The sequence below is a fragment of the Paenibacillus marchantiae genome, from assembly GCF_028771845.1.
Taxonomy (GTDB): Bacteria; Bacillota; Bacilli; order Paenibacillales; family Paenibacillaceae; genus Paenibacillus; species Paenibacillus marchantiae.
The window spans coordinates 5427020-5444210 of record NZ_CP118270.1 but is presented as its reverse complement, the minus strand read 5'-3'; the positions used below and the strand labels follow the sequence as shown (position 1 = coordinate 5444210).

Sequence of the window (17191 nt, the reverse complement as noted above, 5' to 3'; positions counted from 1 at the left end):
CATCAAAAAGGCTATGGATAGCTTGATTATGGGAGGTGCGTTGTAATGGGTGCTTATATGGGATAACGAACCATAGAGGGTGCGTTCACATATAGGTATGTAATATCTGAAAGAAACCAGACCTTCAAGAAGAGAGAATAGTATCAGTACCTAGAGGATCAGGGGAGACAGGAGTTAATTCAGGATTAAACTCACTTAGCAATATGTACTATACAAGCCCTCTGGAGTGGTCAGGGGGCTTTTCCATATTCAGATAGAGACGGGGGATTGGCGTATGGAAGCCATACCAGGAGGTGTGAATGACATGCAGGTGCAGGATGTGAATACGATTGTGGATTTGAAGGTCCAACTGGCCCAGATTGAGGAAGCATTGAAACCTTTGGCTGCTTTGGCTCCAGGATTGGCATAGGTCAGAGAAATTTCCAAAGAAGCACTGCAGACGGCACAGCAGATGGCCATTCGTATTGTTGAGGTCGAAGCGGAGCTGAAGAAGGTCGCTGACGTTGCTCATGACGCCAAGCGTAATGCAGCGGATGCATTGTCACGATTAGATAAGCATGACGCGGATCAAATATGGTTGAAACGTACGGTGTACGGTGCAGTATTAACTGTAATAACTGGTCTTCTTATTGCGGCTGTTTGGGCCGGAATCAAGTTAGGGGGGGATGTAGTGAGGAATGGGACATTATTCAAGGTTTAATTGATGGCAGGCTGCTGATCGTATGGGCGGCCTGCTGGGTGATCGGGTATGTGCTGAAGAAGACTCCACGGATACCGGACTGAACTATTATTTACATCGTTACTGGCGTTGCAATTTTGTTTTCAATCCTAATGCTCGGGCTGGCGGTTGATAGCGTAGTACAGGGCATTCTGGTTGGCGCCGTGGCGGTGTTTGGCAATCAGCTTATTAAACAGACTAAGAAAGGGGTTGAGGAAAATGTTTAAAGTTTGGATTGATGCAGGTCATGGGGGCAAGGATCCGGGAGCAGTGGCTAACGGACTTCTTGAAAAGGATATCGCGCTGAAAGTGTCGCTTGGTATCAAGGCCTGCCTGGGAGCAGCAGGATGTACAGGTGATTTTGTCGAGATCCACAGATGTATTCCTGGAGCTGAAGGAGCGGACGAACAAGGCGAACGCTGCAGGTGCTGACATCCTGGTATCCATTCACTGTAATGCTGGCGGTGGAAAGGGTGGCTTTGAGACGTTCCGTTACACGTTAGCATCTCAGGGAAGCATCAAACTGCAGGAAGCTTTGCACAAGGCTATCATGAGCAAGCTAGGCGGCACAGATCGTGGACAGAAGGCGAAGAAACTTCACATGGTTCGTGAATCCAATATGCCGGCAGTTCTGACAGAAAACCTGTTTGTCGATGTGGTAGCTGACGCAGATCGACTCAAGCAGGCCGCTGTGATCGATGCGATTATTGAAGGTCATGTCCAAGGGATTTCTGCATACTTGGGGCTGACCAAAACGAAGGCGGACAAGCCGGTGATTCAGGAAAGAGACATTAAAGTGCCAAGTAAGTGGGCTGAGACAACTTGGAAGGAAGTAACGGAGAAGGGTTTCTTCGATGGTACGCGTCCAGGTGCAGCGGTTGCACGCGAGGAGCTTGGGACCGTGGTCAGTTGTTGTTGAAATACTTTGATCAAAGAGGATAATTATGGTACTATGAATTAAAATCCGAAAGAATCGGCATGTGTCCCCACTGACAATAGCTAGCGGGGACTATTAGTTGTAGATTGACGGGGACGATGGTCTCTGGTGTAGCGGGACTGCCAACCGTCTTGTGTGCAGTAATCATAGCCCTTTTGGTTGTTATGCTTCTAAGTATCGTAAGATACGCAAGTATAAAACTAACTGAAAAGGGGGAGATGCCTATGAATAAAGGAATCTCTAAAATGAAAACATATTGGTCTGTTATGCTCGAAACAATTTGGGCTATGATAGTCAGTTATACTGCAGGCATAGTCCCCCTCCCCGTGAGTCCGCAACTTAAATTGAATTTAATACATCCGAAGTAATCGGTAAAAAGGACTCTACTGGCATAACTGGTCGAGTCCTTATTTAATGATTTGAATATTTACATAGAAGAATTGAGAAAACTTGGAGGATGGTTGTGATAACTGATTTAGCAAATTTCTTCAATTCATATTCTGCAGTATTCGGACCCCTTTTAACTGGTGCTATTGGGGGTCAACTGGTAAATAATTTAATAATATCAAAAAGAGATAAATTAAAGAAAAAAGAAGAGGCAATTAATAGATACTGGTCATAGTCCCGTGAAGTAGACAATAAAAAAGAGAAATTCCATTAAGCGGCGACTTTTTCCCTGAATTCAATCGGGGAGAGGTCGCCGAGTTTGTTTTTGAAACGTTCCTTGTTGTAAAACAAAATATACTCTGTAATTTGGTTCCTTGCTTGCTCCAGATTCTAAGGCTTCTCCAAATACAACTTCTCCGTCTTTAAGTGGGAGAAGAACGACTCAATACATGCATTGTCATAGCAGTTCCCACGCCGAGAATGGCTTCCTGTTAGCTTCTTCTCTTCAAGCAACTTGGCATAGCTCTGTGTTGTATACTGGAACCCCTGGTCGGAATGGAGCAAGGTAGGTCCACATTTCAGTTTCTTCACCGTGTCCATAACGAGTTTAAATCATTTCGCTCGGAGAGTTCACAAGCTACAATCTCGTTGTTGTATAGATCCATCACAACCGAGAGATAAGCAAAATCATCCGGACATACGTAATATCCGTCACGAGCTTCTGCAGAGGAGCTGCCGCCGAGAATTCTCTATTTAAGACATTACGGAACAGAACGGACGGTTTCCGGCCAGCAAATGGACGTTTCTTGCGAATCACGGAACGAATCTGGAGTTCTCTCATTAAGCGGCGTACCTTTTTGTGATTCACCACGAGGCCTTCCTTTCCTAACGCAGTTCGCATACGTTTGTAGCCAAAATAAGGACGAAGTCGGTGAATGCCTAAAATATGTGCTTTTAGATCCGCATCCCGATCTGCCCGTTTCTCTCTGAGGACGATATTCTTCTTCCATTTGTAGTAACCTGCACGAGAAATTTCAGCCATTTTACACAACCAAACCACAGGTGCCCACTCGCTTATTTCTCGAACGGACTGGCACCGGGTTTCGAAATCCAGCTTCCCTCTCCGTGCAAATTCGGATTGAGCTTTTTTAGATATTCTACCTGCGCTTTCAGATAGGCATTTTCTTCTTCTGCACTGCTAAAATGCTTCTTTGTCCAACGTCCAGGGTAATCCTCAAAACTCTCTCCATTTTGGCTTTTCCGTACCCAGGTAATAATCTGGCTCTCACTCTTAATACCAAACTTCTCCATGATCCGACTGTATGTCCAACCTTCTTCCAATCTCAGACGAACAGCCTCTTACTTCGTTTCTTCACTATATTGATTAAAGGTTTGGCCTTTTTTAGCTGGCATAGCAAAAATCCCCTCCGGTTTTCAGTGTTGAGTTCATTTTAACATGACCTCTTTTTTCACTGTCTACCTTGAGGGGATAATACCAAAAATCAATATTGTAATGTTTCAAATATGGATGGTATGTATTGAATTAAATCTTCCAATCCCTGAGGGAGCAATGTCTAACAAGTATATTTTGATTATGATAAAATTGCTATTCAGTGCAGTGTTAATGATATTGAAAGCCAGCTTAACGAATCAGATTCGATCCAGAAGAGAAAATTTCTTGAGTGGTTTTTAAAAAAGTATGTAATGAAAGAGTATTACGCCCAAGTCTATAGTGAGTTCTTTGATCCAGAGCATATTTGGGAAGACTCACAGGCAATATCTAAGTACTATCTATTGAGAAATATAGTTGATAACACAGAATTGGGTTACGTATTGGAGTTTGGAGAACGGCAACAGCTTAGGAGTTTACTACTTAATGATATTTACTTATCGTATTTCTCACCAAATACTACCCTGAAATATAAATACTCTATACTCAAAATGAATATGACAGTTTTCATCTTGAGAAACGTTTGGCACTTGAGTATCTTTTGGACAGTGGAGAAATCAGAAGATCAGATAACGAGTTGATAACATTATCCCTACAAAATTAGGTATTGATTTGGTCGAAAAAATAGAAACAGAATTAGATCTCTGAATATATATTGTTGATAACCAAAAGAGCCCTGTTAACCTTCAATGGTTTTCAGGGCTCTTTTGGTTTATCTACTCAATTTGTACAGGCAATACTGATTTAACGACACATCTTCCGCAGCGGCCCGCTCCACCAAATGCTGGTGCAGACTCTGGGGTATCCGCAAATTGAATTTATCTCTGTTCTCATCTCGCCGACAAAATACTACATATAAAAATGGCCCTCCTGCAAATTAAGCGGGGGAGCCATTCGAACATCTACTATAATATTATTTAGCTGTGTTTTGTAAATTGAATTGTATAAGGTTGGTTGTAGTTATTGATCCCGTTATCCATAATTCTGAAGTAAACTTTCTCACCAGGTTTAGCACTCATACCAATTGCCTCAGCGTATCCAGGCCCATTCCAGTTATCCATTTGAATGGACAGGATCGCACCGCTTGCATCCATTTTAATTACACCCATAATAATATCGAAATTAGGTGGCGGAGTAGCAATAACGCCAAATGAGATTACAGAAGATCCATTTGTGTTGTCTACAAGATAATAATCATTATCACTCATGCTATCTAAATACTGTGTTGCGCTAAATCCAGAATTCTGATTAACACTTGAGTACATCACTTCTGCTGTCTCAAAGGTATCAGCCCAACCGGTTTTAGCGAGTGCAGAACTTGAACCAAATGCCAATAAACAAGCGGTTGCCATAACAGAAATAGAGAATTTTCTTAATCTTTTCATATTCAAACCTCCCAAATATACTAGAACCAATAAAGTAGATTCTGTTTTATGTTGTTATTTGAACTTAAAGATGTCGAAGAGCCTCTTACATAATTAGGTCGGCCAACCATGGATAAATATACCATATGTAAGTTATATTTGTAAATGATATTGTTGTTAAATGTTGGATGAACAAATATTATTATGGAATTTGTGGTTTATAAGTTATTTTGTGTAGGAAGTACATGTCTTTTGTCGAATTGGTAGATTTGGTGATGAGATGAATTATACATATAAGATATTATCCACAGATATGGATTTCTTCGCAGCAAGTCCGTGTTTCTGTCTGGCATGTCCTAGGTGATCACGAACACATCATTGACTATGGGGGACAGGTAGAAGAGTATAGTCCAGTATCCATTAAAATCATGGGCGGGAGATACTTTCGAGAACAGTATGAATTTCGGGTACAAAAATAGGAGCCATTTATAGGCTCCTTTTTGATGTCAAAAATCTTTTAATATATCCAACATTGCTGACACAGTTATCATGGCAAGAGGTGTCATTTCAACAATCATAAAAATGCATCCGTGTCTTCCAATCATTTCCTACATCTATGTAATCAATCAAACTCATTTCTACCTCCTCCCCATAAAATCAGGGAGAAACTCTATTAATGCTCCTATTCCTGCTCCAAGCGTAAATACTCCTAATATAAAACAAGCTATTATAGAATCATAAATACTACTCTCTTTTCCGTAACTATGTCCGCAATTAGGACACAAAAGAGCAGATCTAGAGATGGAATGTCCACAAGAAACACAAGGTCTCAATTTTGAATTTTCACCACTGATTCTTCTCTTAATATTAATAAACATATTTAAAAACAATACTAAACTGAATCCAAAAATAATCAACAGAACACAAGCGGCCATAGAAACTACAACAATATACTCAACTTTTTCTTTCATATGTCCTCCAGTTTTGTAATCAATCCAGAATAGTCTATCAGACCTATTTGGTTATTTCCATATATTTCTTTAAAGAAAAGACTCCGTGCAATAAGCACAGAGTCGTGTAATTAGTTGGTCGTGTATTCACTTACTTCAAATGTCAAAATCTTATCGAATATCACGTAATCTGTACGCTTTGTTGTTGCCATATTTGTTTATGGCGAACTTGGCCGGGCCAGCGCCTGCATCACGAGCATCGTACCAGTTGAGGAATGCATTTACATCACTCATTGGGAGATCAAACTCTTTTTCAAGGCCTGTTGTCATCGTTACAACTAGAATGGCACGATCTGCAGCTGGATCTACTGGATCTACTGGATCAACCGGATCAGTAGGGTCAGGTGATGTATTCGGATCCTTACTATAGAAGAAGTCAAGTTCGTTAATATTAATGTCTTCTCCAGACATTGTGTACAAAGTAATGTATCTTACTTTACTTATAACTTTTCCGTTGGGTAGTGGTTCGAGTGTTCCAGTCCCACCTTTTAGGGTGAACTCACTTAAATAACCAGTCGATCTATCGTAAAAGTTAATTCTCATATTTTTTAAATCGCTGTTAATTTTAAAGGAATCAATTGTTCTATCTGTTCCTAAATCAATCATTACCATTTTATTTTTAGGAAGTAAAGCTCCTGTCGTTTCATTATTATCGGTAATTAATGTTGTTACAACTTTAGAGTCATGTGGCTTTGTAATAAAGTAGATATCAGGAATCATAATTGTGGAATCTTTGCCATTAGCATAGCCACCCGTATAAGCACTTACAGAAGATAAAGGGATAAACACAGACAAAATAAGCGTGAAAATTAATAGTAGATTGATCTTTCTTTTAATTGGTTCTTATTTCCTCCTCAGGGTTAATAAAGAATTAATATTACAAAAATTAACAAATGTTGTCTAAACAATAAATCCTACATATTCAATTAAATATGTAAAAGTGAATGAATATTTTTTCGTTACCCAGAACACCGCGAAGCATACTTGGTGCAAGAAGGACTACAAAGGAGACGGGGCAAGCCGATAATTGATAGAGCTCCAAGGGATTACTCAAGGAGCTCAGTTTTTTCCTTCTATTATATAGGGTTGTTTCGGACATATGATTTGCGATCCATCGGAGCTGTACTAACGGTTAATTTGAAGTTTAGGGGACGTCCCCCAACTCGTCCCCCAAACATCCCCCAAGTCGTGAAAAGCTATGATTATATACGAACGTTAGTTCCTGTTAATTGTCGTATATAGCGCATATATATTGAAAGAAACAATAAATATGAAGGGATCGTACATAAACCGTACACAAGTCCACACAATGGGAACGCGATCAATATATCACGTTGTACTAATAGCTGAATCCCTTGGCGCTCTAGCGCTGAGGGGTTTTTCTTTTCTGTGGGCAAGGAGATATAAAAAAAGCTAGGTAGAATATTATTCTACCTAGCTTTATGTCTATAGGAGCTCAGTCCTTAATTTCTAATAAATAATGCTCATATAACTTGTTAATTGAAGAGCTCGAAAGCAAGTGAGTGACTGCTTCAATTGATTCTCTTTTCCAATCAAACCAGCGCATTTCTTTTAACTTCATGATTTCTTCTTCTGAGAAACGCTTCTTTACCTCTTTTGCAGGATTTCCACCAACTATCGTGTAAGGGGAGACATCTTTTGTTACAACTGAGCCTGCTGCAACAATCGCACCTTCACCAATGGTAACACCAGGCATAATCATGGCATTCATGCCGATCCATGCATCGCTTTCTATAATGGTATCTCCCTTGGGTGAGAATGAACGGCTAATTTGATTAGCGAACGGATAAACCGTGATCCACTCCGCATGGTGATTGTTATTTCCTCCCATAAGAATAACGACACCGGCTGCGATACATACATAATTACCAATAATTAATCGATCTATTTGCCAACCAAATTCCTCAATCGGGTTGAATAAGCTCCTCGATTTTTCATCTCCCCATAAATATCTCACGCATCCATCTTCAAAAGATGAATGGTTATCGTAATAACCAGAGTAATAGGAGTAATCGCCAACATCAATTAATGGATTGGTTACAATGTCCTTTAAATACTTAATTTCGGACCAGTGATTAAAGTGGTTTATATTCATTTTAAATTCCTCGCTTCTAAGTTATATTTCTGAGTAACTTAGAAGCGTGATGCGGTAGCCACATTCTTTAGTTTTTTTAGACGACGAATCATCTGAATCATCCTTCCTTAAGATATGAGGGCCATTGTAGCAATGACCTCTTTTTTTGTCAATCCTATTCTCGTAAACATATGCAGTAAGTATCCTGATTCCAAGTATATATCAAGTGTATTTAATGAAGAGAAAATTCAGGAAGAAATAACATAGGCAGAAACCGTGTGCGCTATCGAGAACGATTACTATCTCACGTTGTAGTAGATCAGGGACCGAAACAAAAAAGGTAAAGGGAAAGGTATTCGTAGTGTAGATCTTGGCATCTTAGCATTGAGGTTTTAATGTAGTCAATAAGAAATAGAATGGTTAATTAAATTATGATCATATCGTTGAAGCGAGAGTGCGTTTTAATTGTTTGCTCTGTTTTTACAGTATCTATATGTTGATAGTTTCATATAATTGCGTTATAATTCATTTATGTTTTTAGAAATTAAATTTTGGACAATTAATTGGAGATGTTAATATGGAACAAGAGAAGCAACTGGTTGCCGAACAGCGGACATTTTTTTATACAGGTCAGACTAAGTCTATTGAGTACCGTATTCGTGCTCTTCAGCAATTAAGACAGGGAATTGAGAAATATCAACAACGTATTCTTGACGCACTTCGTGCGGATCTAAATAAATCTGAAGCAGAGGCTTATGGCTCTGAGATTCGGATCGTGTTGGGTGAACTAGATTTTGCATTGGAACATTTGGAGGAATGGGCTACACCAAAACCTGTGCCTACAAATTCTGCTATACCTGATGGAACAAGCTTTATTTATCCTGAACCTTATGGAGTTGCTCTTATTATTGCACCATGGAACTATCCGTTCCAACTGGCTTTCGGCCCTCTAATTGGAGCCATTGCTGCGGGTAACTGTGCCATTATTAAGCCGTCTGAATTAACCCCAGCCGTGTCACGTCTGACTTATGATTTGATTCATGAGATATTTCCTAGTGAGTACCTGGCAGTTATGGAAGGGGAAGTCGAGACGAGTACGGCATTGTTGAAAGAAAAGTTTGATGATATTTTCTTTACAGGCAGTACAGGTGTTGGCCGCATTGTTATGAAGGCAGCTGCTGAGCATTTGACTCCAGTTACGTTAGAACTAGGTGGTAAGAGTCCGGTCATTGTCCACCAGGATGCAGATTTGAAGCTGGCAGCTCAGCGCATTGTGCGCGGTAAATTCCTGAATGCTGGGCAAACCTGTGTCGCTCCAGACTATTTGCTTGTGCACGAGGAAGTACATGACAAATTATTGGAATTGATCGGTGCAGAAATTCAGGATAAATTTGGAGACGATGTGATGAGAAATGCTGATTTCCCGCACATTGTCAACGCACGTAACTTTGATCGTTTATCGGTGTTACTCCAAGATGGCAAAGCAATGATCGGTGGACGTTCTGAACGTGATCAGCTGCTCATTGAACCAACAGTACTGGGGGAAGTGGATTGGAAATCCCCAGTGATGCAAGAAGAGATCTTTGGTCCAGTTCTTCCTGTATTTAAGTATACCGACCTCAATCCCATGCTAGATGAGATTGTTCGCCGTCCAAAACCACTGGCATTATATCTCTTCACTCAGGATGAGGATCTGCAGAATCAGGTTCTGAATCAAGTATCTTTTGGTGGTGGTTGCATTAATGATACATTGTCTCATATGACATCACATTATCTTCCGTTTGGCGGCGTAGGAGAAAGTGGAATGGGTTCCTACCATGGTCAACAGAGTTTTGATGTGTTTTCTCATCATAAAAGCATTCTTAAACGCAGCGAATAATCTACTAACGTAGAACAATATAAGTTGTATAAGAAAAAAGAGGTTGTCCCGTTGAACGGGACAACCTCTTTATGTATCTTATTGTGAGAGCTCTGTACAACTTCAATACATATTAATGAATATCACGGAAAAGGCCAATGACTTTGCCCAGGATGCTAACGTGTTTCAAACGCAACGGTTCAAAAGTCGAGTTTTCCGGTTGAAGACGAATATGATCTTTCTCTTTGTAGAACGTTTTAACCGTTGCTTCATCGTCTTCAGTCATGGCTACTACGATATCGCCGTTATCTGCAGTTTGCTGCTGACGTACGATAACATAGTCTCCGTTAACAATGCCTGCTTCAACCATACTGTCTCCCACGACCGAAAGCATAAATACTTTCTGTTCGCCTACATAATGCGTAGGAAGAGGGAAGTAATCTTCGATATTTTCTGTTGCTGTGATTGGAACCCCTGCAGTAACTTTACCCACGACAGGAATGCGAGCAACGCTGTGAGCAAACTGATGTGAATGCTCTGACTCTTCCTGGCTGAGAAGTTCAATGGCTCTTGGTTTGGTTGGGTCACGTCTAATCAGACCTTTCTTCTCCAAACGATCCAGATGTCCATGTACTGTAGAGCTGGAAGCCAACCCAACGGCTTCACCAATTTCACGTACGGAAGGAGGATACCCCTTCAACCGGACTTCATTGCGTATAAACTCCAGAATAGCCTGTTGCCTGCTGGATATCTTCGACATACCGTATCAACCCCATTTTAGTAACGTTTGGGAAAATTATAACATAGAACCTCCGTTCGTACAAACATAAGTTCTAAATAAAATGCCATAAAATCAATGTTTTTTTGCAAATTAAGATGAAAATTTTCTTTTGGTCTAATCAAATACTGCAAATGACAATTCCAATACAATAGAAGAAAGATAATAGAATGTAGTATCAACAAAAAAAAGCGAACAATTGTTCTAAAAAGTTATTGTACAAAACATGTGTTCGTGTTATATTAATTTCAACAGGATAGGAACAAACGTTTGGAGGTCGATATTTAATGAGATATTCTACTTATCAAAGTATTTACGAACCGGTGCATTCAGAAGTGGTTGAAACTAACATAAGGAATTTTAAAAAGGTTTTTGCAAAAGGTAATGTCCCAACTTGGGTCTTGAAATTAATAATCGTAAGCTTAATTATACTGGTTGGATGCAGTACAGTATTGACTGTGTTCGCTGGCAATGAGAACGATCTGTTGCCTGGGGGGAAGATGGCAGTTTCACAAGGAGATACGCTATGGAGTATATCATTGGATCACAAACCTGAAACAATGGATACACGTGTATATATAGAAGCAATCAAGAAAGTGAATCAACTTCATTCAACTTCAATACAGGTGGGGCAAGTCTTAATACTGCCTCAATTCACAGATTAAAGCTGCATATCCACACGCGCTAATGCGTGTCAGCTTGACAAGCTGCCCTTAACATGTCAAAGTTAATATGACTTTGTATTTTTGGAGGGGACAAGCTTGGATATAGATAGTCTGGTAGCACGTATTAATGAATTGGCCCGTAAGCAAAAATCCACTGGATTGACAGAGGAAGAGCTCGCTGAACGTGCCAAACTTAGAGAAATCTATTTGAATAACATTCGAAGCAATTTCAGACAACAACTGGATACGATTGAAATTGTAGATGATGAGAACGATCAAGGCCACCAAGGCAAACTCAAACATTAAGGAAACCTAATGATATCATTATGATATTTAGGTTTTTTCCTGTTATCTAGAGGTTGCAAATTATAGGGGGAAATGTTGGTTTGCAGTTATGTAAGCCGATACAAAGAACATCTAAGGGGGATTCTCATGTCGCGTTCGTTCGAGAGAACGGTTCGAAAAAATTCTAAGCAGTTGAATCAGCAACGTAAAAAAAGCGGTAAACCGGTTTCTGGCACACCAGGTGAGGACGTATTTAAAGGACGCAGTCTTCTGTTTCCTATTTTTCTGATCGGACTAGCATTCCTGTACCTCTTTATGAGTACATTTCTTGTCAAAGCTCCGATGACCACTTGGGACTGGGTGACCTTGTTGCTGTATGTATTTTTGGCAGTCATCTTCATGCTCCGTCGTCCTTATGTCAAAATAGGAAGTAACCGGATTTTGACGACAAAAGGGAACCGTGAGCGTTCAATTGGAGTCGACGATATCGTGAAATTCAGAATTGAGCCAGGTACGGTTGTGATTGAGCATAATGCACGAGGTAAGAGATGGGTATTTACCAAACTACTGAATCGTTATGATACTGATGCAATTACTGAACGTCTTCTGAAATTCGCCAAAGCACATCAGATCACTGTGGAAACATACGAGAAAAAGTAATTTTGCATAAAGGGGAAGATGACCGAAATGGCGTTAAAAGCGATTTTGTTCGACCTAGATGATACTTTACTGTGGGATGAGCGCAGTGTTCGAGAGGCCTTTCATGAGACTTGCTTGATCGCAGCTCAAGAGACGGGCGTTAAACCCGAAGACCTTGAAGAAGCTGTTCGTAATGAGGCACGTAATCTGTATGAGTCTTATGAAACTTTTTCGTTTACCAAAATGATTGGGATTAACCCGTTTGAAGGTCTTTGGGCTAACTTCACGGGTGGGGATCAGCCGGAGTTTCGCCAGTTGGAGCAGCTTGCACCCGCATATCGTAAAGAGTCATGGCGTCGTGGCTTGTTAAAGTTGGGTGTTGATCGTGAAGATCTGGCGGAACAACTCGCCTTACAATTTGGGGCGGAGCGGAGATCAAGACCCCATGTCTATGAAGAAACGATGGAAACGTTGAGTCATCTACAAGGGAAGTTCAAGCTTTTGCTTTTAACCAACGGCTGTCCTGCTTTACAACAAGAGAAGCTTGACGGCGTTCCTGAATTGGCTCCTTTTTTTGACGAAATTATTATCTCGGGTTCGTTCGGTAAAGGCAAACCTGATCCTTCGATCTTCGAGCACGCATTGAGTAAGCTGGGAGTGCAACCTGAGGAGAGTATGATGGTTGGAGATAAGCTTACGACTGATATTCGTGGAGCATTGTCTGCAGGTATTCAGTCTGTTTGGATTAACCGTGAGAATAAAGAGAATACCGAATCGTATGTGCCTGACCATCAAATCAAGCATTTATCCGAATTGGAACGAATCATTGCTGAATTCTCAATGAGTGCATCATAAATCGTATTTTTAGTGTACTACACAAACATTGTTAGGTTTTATGAGATGTATTTTATCCATAAAACCTAACAATGTTTTTTTGTGTTGGGACAGCTTGAACTATATCGTAATAACAAAAGATGAATTTTTTATTAAAAGTTATTGAAATTATAGAACTGCTGATTTAGAATATAACTAACATACTAGTATGACTAGTATGCGAATGAATGTAGCGAATATCTGTTGACTTACTTGAATGAAGTGGAAGCGGGAGTTATTCGCTATAATTTTCACATTTTTTGTAAGCGCTTTACATAATCGAAGTAACCATTTAGTTCTGGAAATACAACATGAAGTGGTTAGTAAGAAAATGAGGATAAGCATCTTAACCAATATGTGTCTCTAGTGATCTCCATAATTGATATCGCTTACATTATTTGTTTTATTCTACTGGTGGGGGTGAAGTTCATCTGATTACTTGTCTTCTACAAAAAGAAGAGATGATAAGAATTGATCGAAAACGCTTTTATTTTATCAAGCTTAGGATCGGAGTGAAATAACATATGGAGTCGGAAACCTCTAAAACCACGCTAACGATGACATCTTTACGTAAAGAAAGCAGGTTAAGAACTGTTACAGCTCTGCTTCGCAAAGATTGGCAGCTGTACTCACTGTTAATTCTTCCAATTATCTATCTTATTATTTTCAAATATGGGCCCATGCTCGGTAATGTAATCGCATTTAGACGATTTGTACCGGGAGGCAGTATTTTTGGAGAGACATGGGTTGGATTCAGGTATTTTCAGATGTTCATTCAAGACCCAACCTTTTGGAAAGTATTTGGGAACACACTTATGCTTGGTGGACTTGCGTTACTTTTCACCTTCCCAGTTCCGATTATTTTTGCATTGCTGCTGAATGAGGTGAAAAGCAAACGTTTCAAAAAGTTTGTGCAGACCGCATCTTATCTTCCGCACTTCTTGTCCATCGTCATCGTTGCCGGAATGATTCTGCAATTAACGGCAGTTAATGGCTCCATTAATGGAATGGTTTCATTCTTTACTGGTGACAGCATTCCTTTCATGCAGCGTGCGGAATGGTTCAGAACAATCTATATCACCTCTGAGGTTTGGCAAGGTATGGGGTGGGGAGCCATTCTATATTTAGCTGCATTGACAACAATTGATGATTCTTTGTATGAGGCTGCGCGGATCGATGGTGCGAACCGTTGGAAGCAAACCCTCCATATAACCATACCGGGCATTTTGCCAACGATCGTTACATTGCTGATTTTGAATATGGGTAATTTCCTCGCGGTTGGATTTGAGAAAATCTTGCTCCTTTACAATCCGCTTATCTACGAGACATCTGACGTGATTTCTACTTATCTGTACCGGGTAGGTTTGCAGTCGAGCAATTTCAGCTATGCTACCGCCATTGGTTTGTTCGAATCCATTATTGGACTGATCCTGGTATTCTCGGTTAATGCCATTTCACGCAGACTGACACAACGAAGCTTGTGGTAAAGGAGGAGCAATATGCTGGAATCAAAATCATACAAAGTATTTAAAGTTTTCAATGCTATCTTTTTGCTGCTTGTGGTATTCATCACGCTCTATCCGTTTCTGAATGTCGTGGCCCAATCTTTCAGTAGCGAGGCTTATATCAATTCAGGCAAGGTAAGCATTATCCCAAGAGGATTTAATGTAGAAACCTACAAGACCATCTCTCGCGACAGCATGTTCTGGACCAACTATAAAAACACAATTATATATACCGTTGTAGGTACTTTGATTTCCATGTTCATGACGACCATCTTCGCTTATGCCCTATCCAAGAAAAGATTGATGGGACGAAAATTTTTGACGATGTTCGCCGTGTTCACGATGTTTTTCAGTGGCGGCTTGATTCCTAACTATGTCCTGATTAACTCTCTGGGCTTCAATAACACGATGTGGGCACTGGTTGTGCCTGGGGCAATCAGCATTTATAACATGTTAATTATGAAATCATTTTTCGAAAACATGCCTGAGGAGCTTGAGGAAGCGGCAGCTATTGACGGTTTGAATACGTATGGCATTTTGTTACGGATCATTCTACCGCTGAGTAAAGCTGTCATGGCAACGATGGTTCTGTTTTACGCTGTGGGACACTGGAACTCCTGGTTTCCTGCCTTCCTGTATCTCGACAAAAAGGAACTGTTTCCCGTTACGATCTACTTGCGCAACATGATTGCAGGTGCAACGGGAGGTGCTTCGGCTGGTGCTTCAGCGGATAATTTGACTCAAATTTCTGCAAATATCAAATCGGTCACGATGGTACTCACCATTTTGCCTATTTTAACGATTTATCCATTTGTTCAAAGATACTTTGTAACCGGTATCATGTTGGGATCTGTTAAACAGTAATCCTAACCCGATATAGTTCAACATCTTGATTGTAAGGCCAATCTAAACCACATGCAGGGGGAGAATTGAATGAAACATAGACCACGTAAGCTTGTAGGCAAGATGGTATTGGCAACAATGATGAGTGTCGTTCTGGCAGCATGTAGCAACGGTGCTGGTGGAGAGAAAGTTGAACCAGAATCCAAGGGGGCCATGGAATCCTATGGTGTAGGAGAGACCTTCAAAGCGGCTGAACCATTTAATCTATCTATTCTGTACAGCGACCAGCCAGCATACCCGTACAAAAAGGATTGGCTCCTGTTCCAAAAAATCACGGAAAGAACAGGAGTCACGCTGGAGCCTACCATCGTTCCGATGAGTGACTATCCCCAGAAAAGATCCCTTCTGATCAGCTCTGGAGATGCCCCTCTGGTTATTCCGAAAACTTATCCGGGTGAAGAATCTGCTTTTGTATCCTCTGGTGCGATTTTGCCAGTGAGTGACTATGTTGATTTGATGCCCAATTTCAAAGATAAGGTTGAGAAATGGGGACTTCAGGATGAACTTGAGGGTCTTCGACAAGAAGATGGGAAATATTATGTACTCCCAGGTTTACATGAAGAGGTTTGGCCGGACTATACCCTTATTGTGAGAACTGATATTTTTGAGAAAAATAACATTGCCATTCCAAAAACATGGGACGAATTGTATGATGCCGCCAAAAAGCTGAAAGAAATCTATCCAGATTCCGTTCCGTTCTCAGATCGTTTCCAATTTAACAGTACCTTGAATATTGCTGCTACCAGTTTTGGAACGAAAGCTGGGTGGGGATTTGGTAATGGTTTAACGTATAAAGAAGATAAGGATGAATTTGTATACACTTCGACTACGCCAGAATACAAGGAAATGTTAACTTACTTTAACAAGCTAGTATCGGAGGGACTCTTAGATAAGGAAAGCTTCACCCAGGACGATGACCAGGCTATTCAAAAATTTGTTTCTGGAAAATCCTTCATTATTAATGGTAACTCGCAAACGGTAGTGCTTCATCGAAATGACATGAACAAAACGTTGGGAGAAGGAAATTTCTCCATCGCTAAAATTACAGTTCCTGGTGGTCCAAAAGGTCAATTGATGTCCGGCTCCAGACTTGAAAACGGTGTCATGATATCCGGCAAAATTAAAGACAATGAGAATTTCAAAGCAACCATGCAATTTATTGACTGGTTATACTATAGTGATGAAGGTCAAGAATTTGCCAAATGGGGTGTAGAAGGTGAAACCTTCACCAAACAGGATGGCGTTCGTAAGTTGGCCGAAGATGTGAACTATAACGGATTGAATCCAAAAGGCACGAAGGACTTGCGCATCGATTATGGATTCTCCGGTGGTGTGTTTGCCTATGGAGGAACGACAGATTTGTTGCACTCCATGTTTAGTGAGGAAGAACTGAAATTCCAGCAAGACATGAAAGATATCAAAGAAGTGGTTCCTGCGGAGCCTCCAATTCCTTACTCGGATATCGATCGTGAACAGGTGACACTGCTTAGCACACCGCTTAAGGATTTCTCGGATCAAAATACGCTTAAATTCATTTTGGGAGAACGCAAACTTTCTGAGTTTGATGCATTTGTAAAAGAGCTGGAGAGCCAAGGCTTGCCTCAGTATATGCAGCTTTCCAATGACACATATAAGAAGTACAAAGAAAACAAGCAACAATAGATATAAACTGAAATTTGCCCATTGCCGTTTCATTTATGGAATTTAAGTGGAACGGCAAATTG

At 40.5% G+C, this 17191-nt stretch carries 20 protein-coding genes and 1 pseudogene; 14 read left to right on the top strand and 7 right to left on the bottom strand.

Annotated features, from left to right (window positions below; all coding sequences use genetic code 11):
* Positions 1-274 precede the first annotated feature (274 nt).
* The 6 genes from PTQ21_RS24430 (at position 275) to PTQ21_RS24410 (ending at position 2277) form a co-directional block, all read left to right on the top strand.
* Entirely contained in the window at positions 275-409 is a 135-nt protein-coding gene (locus tag PTQ21_RS24430) for a hypothetical protein (RefSeq protein ID WP_274567448.1), read from the top strand.
* Positions 410-451: 42 nt separating this feature from the next.
* Positions 452-700 (top strand): hypothetical protein, encoded by a 249-nt coding sequence (locus PTQ21_RS24425; RefSeq protein WP_274570597.1) that lies wholly within the window; start codon positions 452-454, stop codon positions 698-700.
* A 116-nt stretch (positions 701-816) separates the two neighbouring features.
* On the top strand, positions 817-945 hold the full coding sequence (locus PTQ21_RS31420) for a phage holin family protein (protein WP_338020295.1): 129 nt from the start codon (positions 817-819) through the stop codon (positions 943-945).
* Positions 938-1150 (top strand): N-acetylmuramoyl-L-alanine amidase, encoded by a 213-nt coding sequence (locus PTQ21_RS31415; RefSeq protein ID WP_338020294.1) that lies wholly within the window; start codon positions 938-940, stop codon positions 1148-1150. Before PTQ21_RS31420 ends, PTQ21_RS31415 begins: the two co-directional genes overlap by 8 nt.
* Positions 1080-1637 carry an N-acetylmuramoyl-L-alanine amidase gene (locus PTQ21_RS24415; RefSeq protein WP_338020293.1) on the top strand — a complete coding sequence of 186 codons (558 nt, stop codon included), beginning with the start codon at positions 1080-1082 and terminating at the stop codon, positions 1635-1637. Before PTQ21_RS31415 ends, PTQ21_RS24415 begins: the two co-directional genes overlap by 71 nt.
* A 481-nt stretch (positions 1638-2118) precedes the next feature.
* Positions 2119-2277, top strand: a complete 159-nt coding sequence (locus tag PTQ21_RS24410) for a hypothetical protein (RefSeq protein WP_274567447.1) — start codon at positions 2119-2121, stop codon at positions 2275-2277.
* Positions 2278-2312: 35 nt separating this feature from the next.
* Here PTQ21_RS24410 and PTQ21_RS24400 read toward each other — a convergent pair.
* The 6 genes and pseudogenes from PTQ21_RS24400 to PTQ21_RS24370 form a co-directional block, all read right to left on the bottom strand.
* Positions 2313-3455, bottom strand: a pseudogene (locus PTQ21_RS24400) (IS3 family transposase).
* Between the two features lie 749 nt (positions 3456-4204).
* Complete coding sequence (locus PTQ21_RS24395) at positions 4205-4270, bottom strand: hypothetical protein (protein ID WP_274570563.1); 66 nt, start codon at positions 4268-4270, stop codon at positions 4205-4207.
* A 139-nt stretch (positions 4271-4409) separates the two neighbouring features.
* Positions 4410-4877 carry a hypothetical protein gene (locus PTQ21_RS24390; RefSeq protein ID WP_072733306.1) on the bottom strand — a complete coding sequence of 156 codons (468 nt, stop codon included), beginning with the start codon at positions 4875-4877 and terminating at the stop codon, positions 4410-4412.
* Between the two features lie 617 nt (positions 4878-5494).
* The gene (locus tag PTQ21_RS24380) at positions 5495-5827 is read right to left on the bottom strand and encodes a zinc ribbon domain-containing protein (protein ID WP_139295632.1); all 333 of its coding nucleotides are present in this window, start codon (positions 5825-5827) and stop codon (positions 5495-5497) included.
* Between the two features lie 150 nt (positions 5828-5977).
* Positions 5978-6661, bottom strand: a complete 684-nt coding sequence (locus tag PTQ21_RS31520) for a hypothetical protein (protein ID WP_420800344.1) — start codon at positions 6659-6661, stop codon at positions 5978-5980.
* Between the two features lie 661 nt (positions 6662-7322).
* Positions 7323-7982, bottom strand: a complete 660-nt coding sequence (locus tag PTQ21_RS24370; protein WP_274567446.1) for a CatB-related O-acetyltransferase — start codon at positions 7980-7982, stop codon at positions 7323-7325.
* A 556-nt stretch (positions 7983-8538) separates the two neighbouring features.
* Between PTQ21_RS24370 and PTQ21_RS24365 the strand changes: the two genes are divergently transcribed.
* Positions 8539-9840 (top strand): aldehyde dehydrogenase, encoded by a 1302-nt coding sequence (locus PTQ21_RS24365; RefSeq protein ID WP_274567445.1) that lies wholly within the window; start codon positions 8539-8541, stop codon positions 9838-9840.
* Positions 9841-9952: 112 nt separating this feature from the next.
* Here the strand turns inward: PTQ21_RS24365 and lexA are convergent, their stop codons facing one another.
* Positions 9953-10579 (bottom strand): transcriptional repressor LexA, encoded by a 627-nt coding sequence (gene lexA, locus PTQ21_RS24360; protein ID WP_024630400.1) that lies wholly within the window; start codon positions 10577-10579, stop codon positions 9953-9955.
* A 305-nt stretch (positions 10580-10884) separates the two neighbouring features.
* On the opposite strand from lexA, the gene PTQ21_RS24355 reads away from it, so the two are divergent.
* From PTQ21_RS24355 to PTQ21_RS24325, 7 genes are all read left to right on the top strand, one after another.
* On the top strand, positions 10885-11262 hold the full coding sequence (locus tag PTQ21_RS24355; protein WP_063562863.1) for a LysM peptidoglycan-binding domain-containing protein: 378 nt from the start codon (positions 10885-10887) through the stop codon (positions 11260-11262).
* Between the two features lie 96 nt (positions 11263-11358).
* On the top strand, positions 11359-11568 hold the full coding sequence (locus tag PTQ21_RS24350) for a DUF896 domain-containing protein (RefSeq protein WP_024630398.1): 210 nt from the start codon (positions 11359-11361) through the stop codon (positions 11566-11568).
* Positions 11569-11694: 126 nt separating this feature from the next.
* The gene (locus tag PTQ21_RS24345) at positions 11695-12207 is read left to right on the top strand and encodes a hypothetical protein (protein ID WP_072733301.1); all 513 of its coding nucleotides are present in this window, start codon (positions 11695-11697) and stop codon (positions 12205-12207) included.
* A gap of 27 nt (positions 12208-12234) precedes the next feature.
* Positions 12235-13041 carry an HAD family hydrolase gene (locus PTQ21_RS24340; RefSeq protein WP_072733300.1) on the top strand — a complete coding sequence of 269 codons (807 nt, stop codon included), beginning with the start codon at positions 12235-12237 and terminating at the stop codon, positions 13039-13041.
* 575 nt (positions 13042-13616) lie between these two features.
* The gene (locus PTQ21_RS24335; protein ID WP_371121626.1) at positions 13617-14546 is read left to right on the top strand and encodes an ABC transporter permease; all 930 of its coding nucleotides are present in this window, start codon (positions 13617-13619) and stop codon (positions 14544-14546) included.
* Between the two features lie 12 nt (positions 14547-14558).
* Positions 14559-15428: a carbohydrate ABC transporter permease gene (locus PTQ21_RS24330; RefSeq protein WP_024630394.1), complete on the top strand. Its 870-nt coding sequence runs from the start codon at positions 14559-14561 to the stop codon at positions 15426-15428.
* Positions 15429-15497: 69 nt separating this feature from the next.
* Positions 15498-17129, top strand: coding sequence for an ABC transporter substrate-binding protein (locus PTQ21_RS24325; RefSeq protein WP_274567442.1), 1632 nt, complete (start codon positions 15498-15500; stop codon positions 17127-17129).
* Positions 17130-17191: the final 62 nt, after the last annotated feature.

Excerpts from the sequence above, each read along its gene's own strand:
- PTQ21_RS24390 (WP_072733306.1), bottom strand. The coding sequence starts at position 4,877 with ATGAAAAGATTAAGAAAATTCTCTATTTCTGTTATGGCAACCGCTTGT.
- PTQ21_RS24425 (WP_274570597.1), top strand. The coding sequence starts at position 452 with ATGGCCATTCGTATTGTTGAGGTCGAAGCGGAGCTGAAGAAGGTCGCT.
- PTQ21_RS24355 (WP_063562863.1), top strand. The coding sequence starts at position 10,885 with ATGAGATATTCTACTTATCAAAGTATTTACGAACCGGTGCATTCAGAA.
- PTQ21_RS24335 (WP_371121626.1), top strand. The coding sequence starts at position 13,617 with ATGACATCTTTACGTAAAGAAAGCAGGTTAAGAACTGTTACAGCTCTG.
- PTQ21_RS24370 (WP_274567446.1), bottom strand. The coding sequence starts at position 7,982 with ATGAATATAAACCACTTTAATCACTGGTCCGAAATTAAGTATTTAAAG.
- PTQ21_RS24340 (WP_072733300.1), top strand. The coding sequence starts at position 12,235 with ATGGCGTTAAAAGCGATTTTGTTCGACCTAGATGATACTTTACTGTGG.
- PTQ21_RS31415 (WP_338020294.1), top strand. The coding sequence starts at position 938 with ATGTTTAAAGTTTGGATTGATGCAGGTCATGGGGGCAAGGATCCGGGA.
- lexA (WP_024630400.1), bottom strand. The coding sequence starts at position 10,579 with ATGTCGAAGATATCCAGCAGGCAACAGGCTATTCTGGAGTTTATACGC.
- PTQ21_RS24365 (WP_274567445.1), top strand. The coding sequence starts at position 8,539 with ATGGAACAAGAGAAGCAACTGGTTGCCGAACAGCGGACATTTTTTTAT.
- PTQ21_RS24330 (WP_024630394.1), top strand. The coding sequence starts at position 14,559 with ATGCTGGAATCAAAATCATACAAAGTATTTAAAGTTTTCAATGCTATC.
- PTQ21_RS24345 (WP_072733301.1), top strand. The coding sequence starts at position 11,695 with ATGTCGCGTTCGTTCGAGAGAACGGTTCGAAAAAATTCTAAGCAGTTG.
- PTQ21_RS24430 (WP_274567448.1), top strand. The coding sequence starts at position 275 with ATGGAAGCCATACCAGGAGGTGTGAATGACATGCAGGTGCAGGATGTG.
- PTQ21_RS24325 (WP_274567442.1), top strand. The coding sequence starts at position 15,498 with ATGAAACATAGACCACGTAAGCTTGTAGGCAAGATGGTATTGGCAACA.
- PTQ21_RS24380 (WP_139295632.1), bottom strand. The coding sequence starts at position 5,827 with ATGAAAGAAAAAGTTGAGTATATTGTTGTAGTTTCTATGGCCGCTTGT.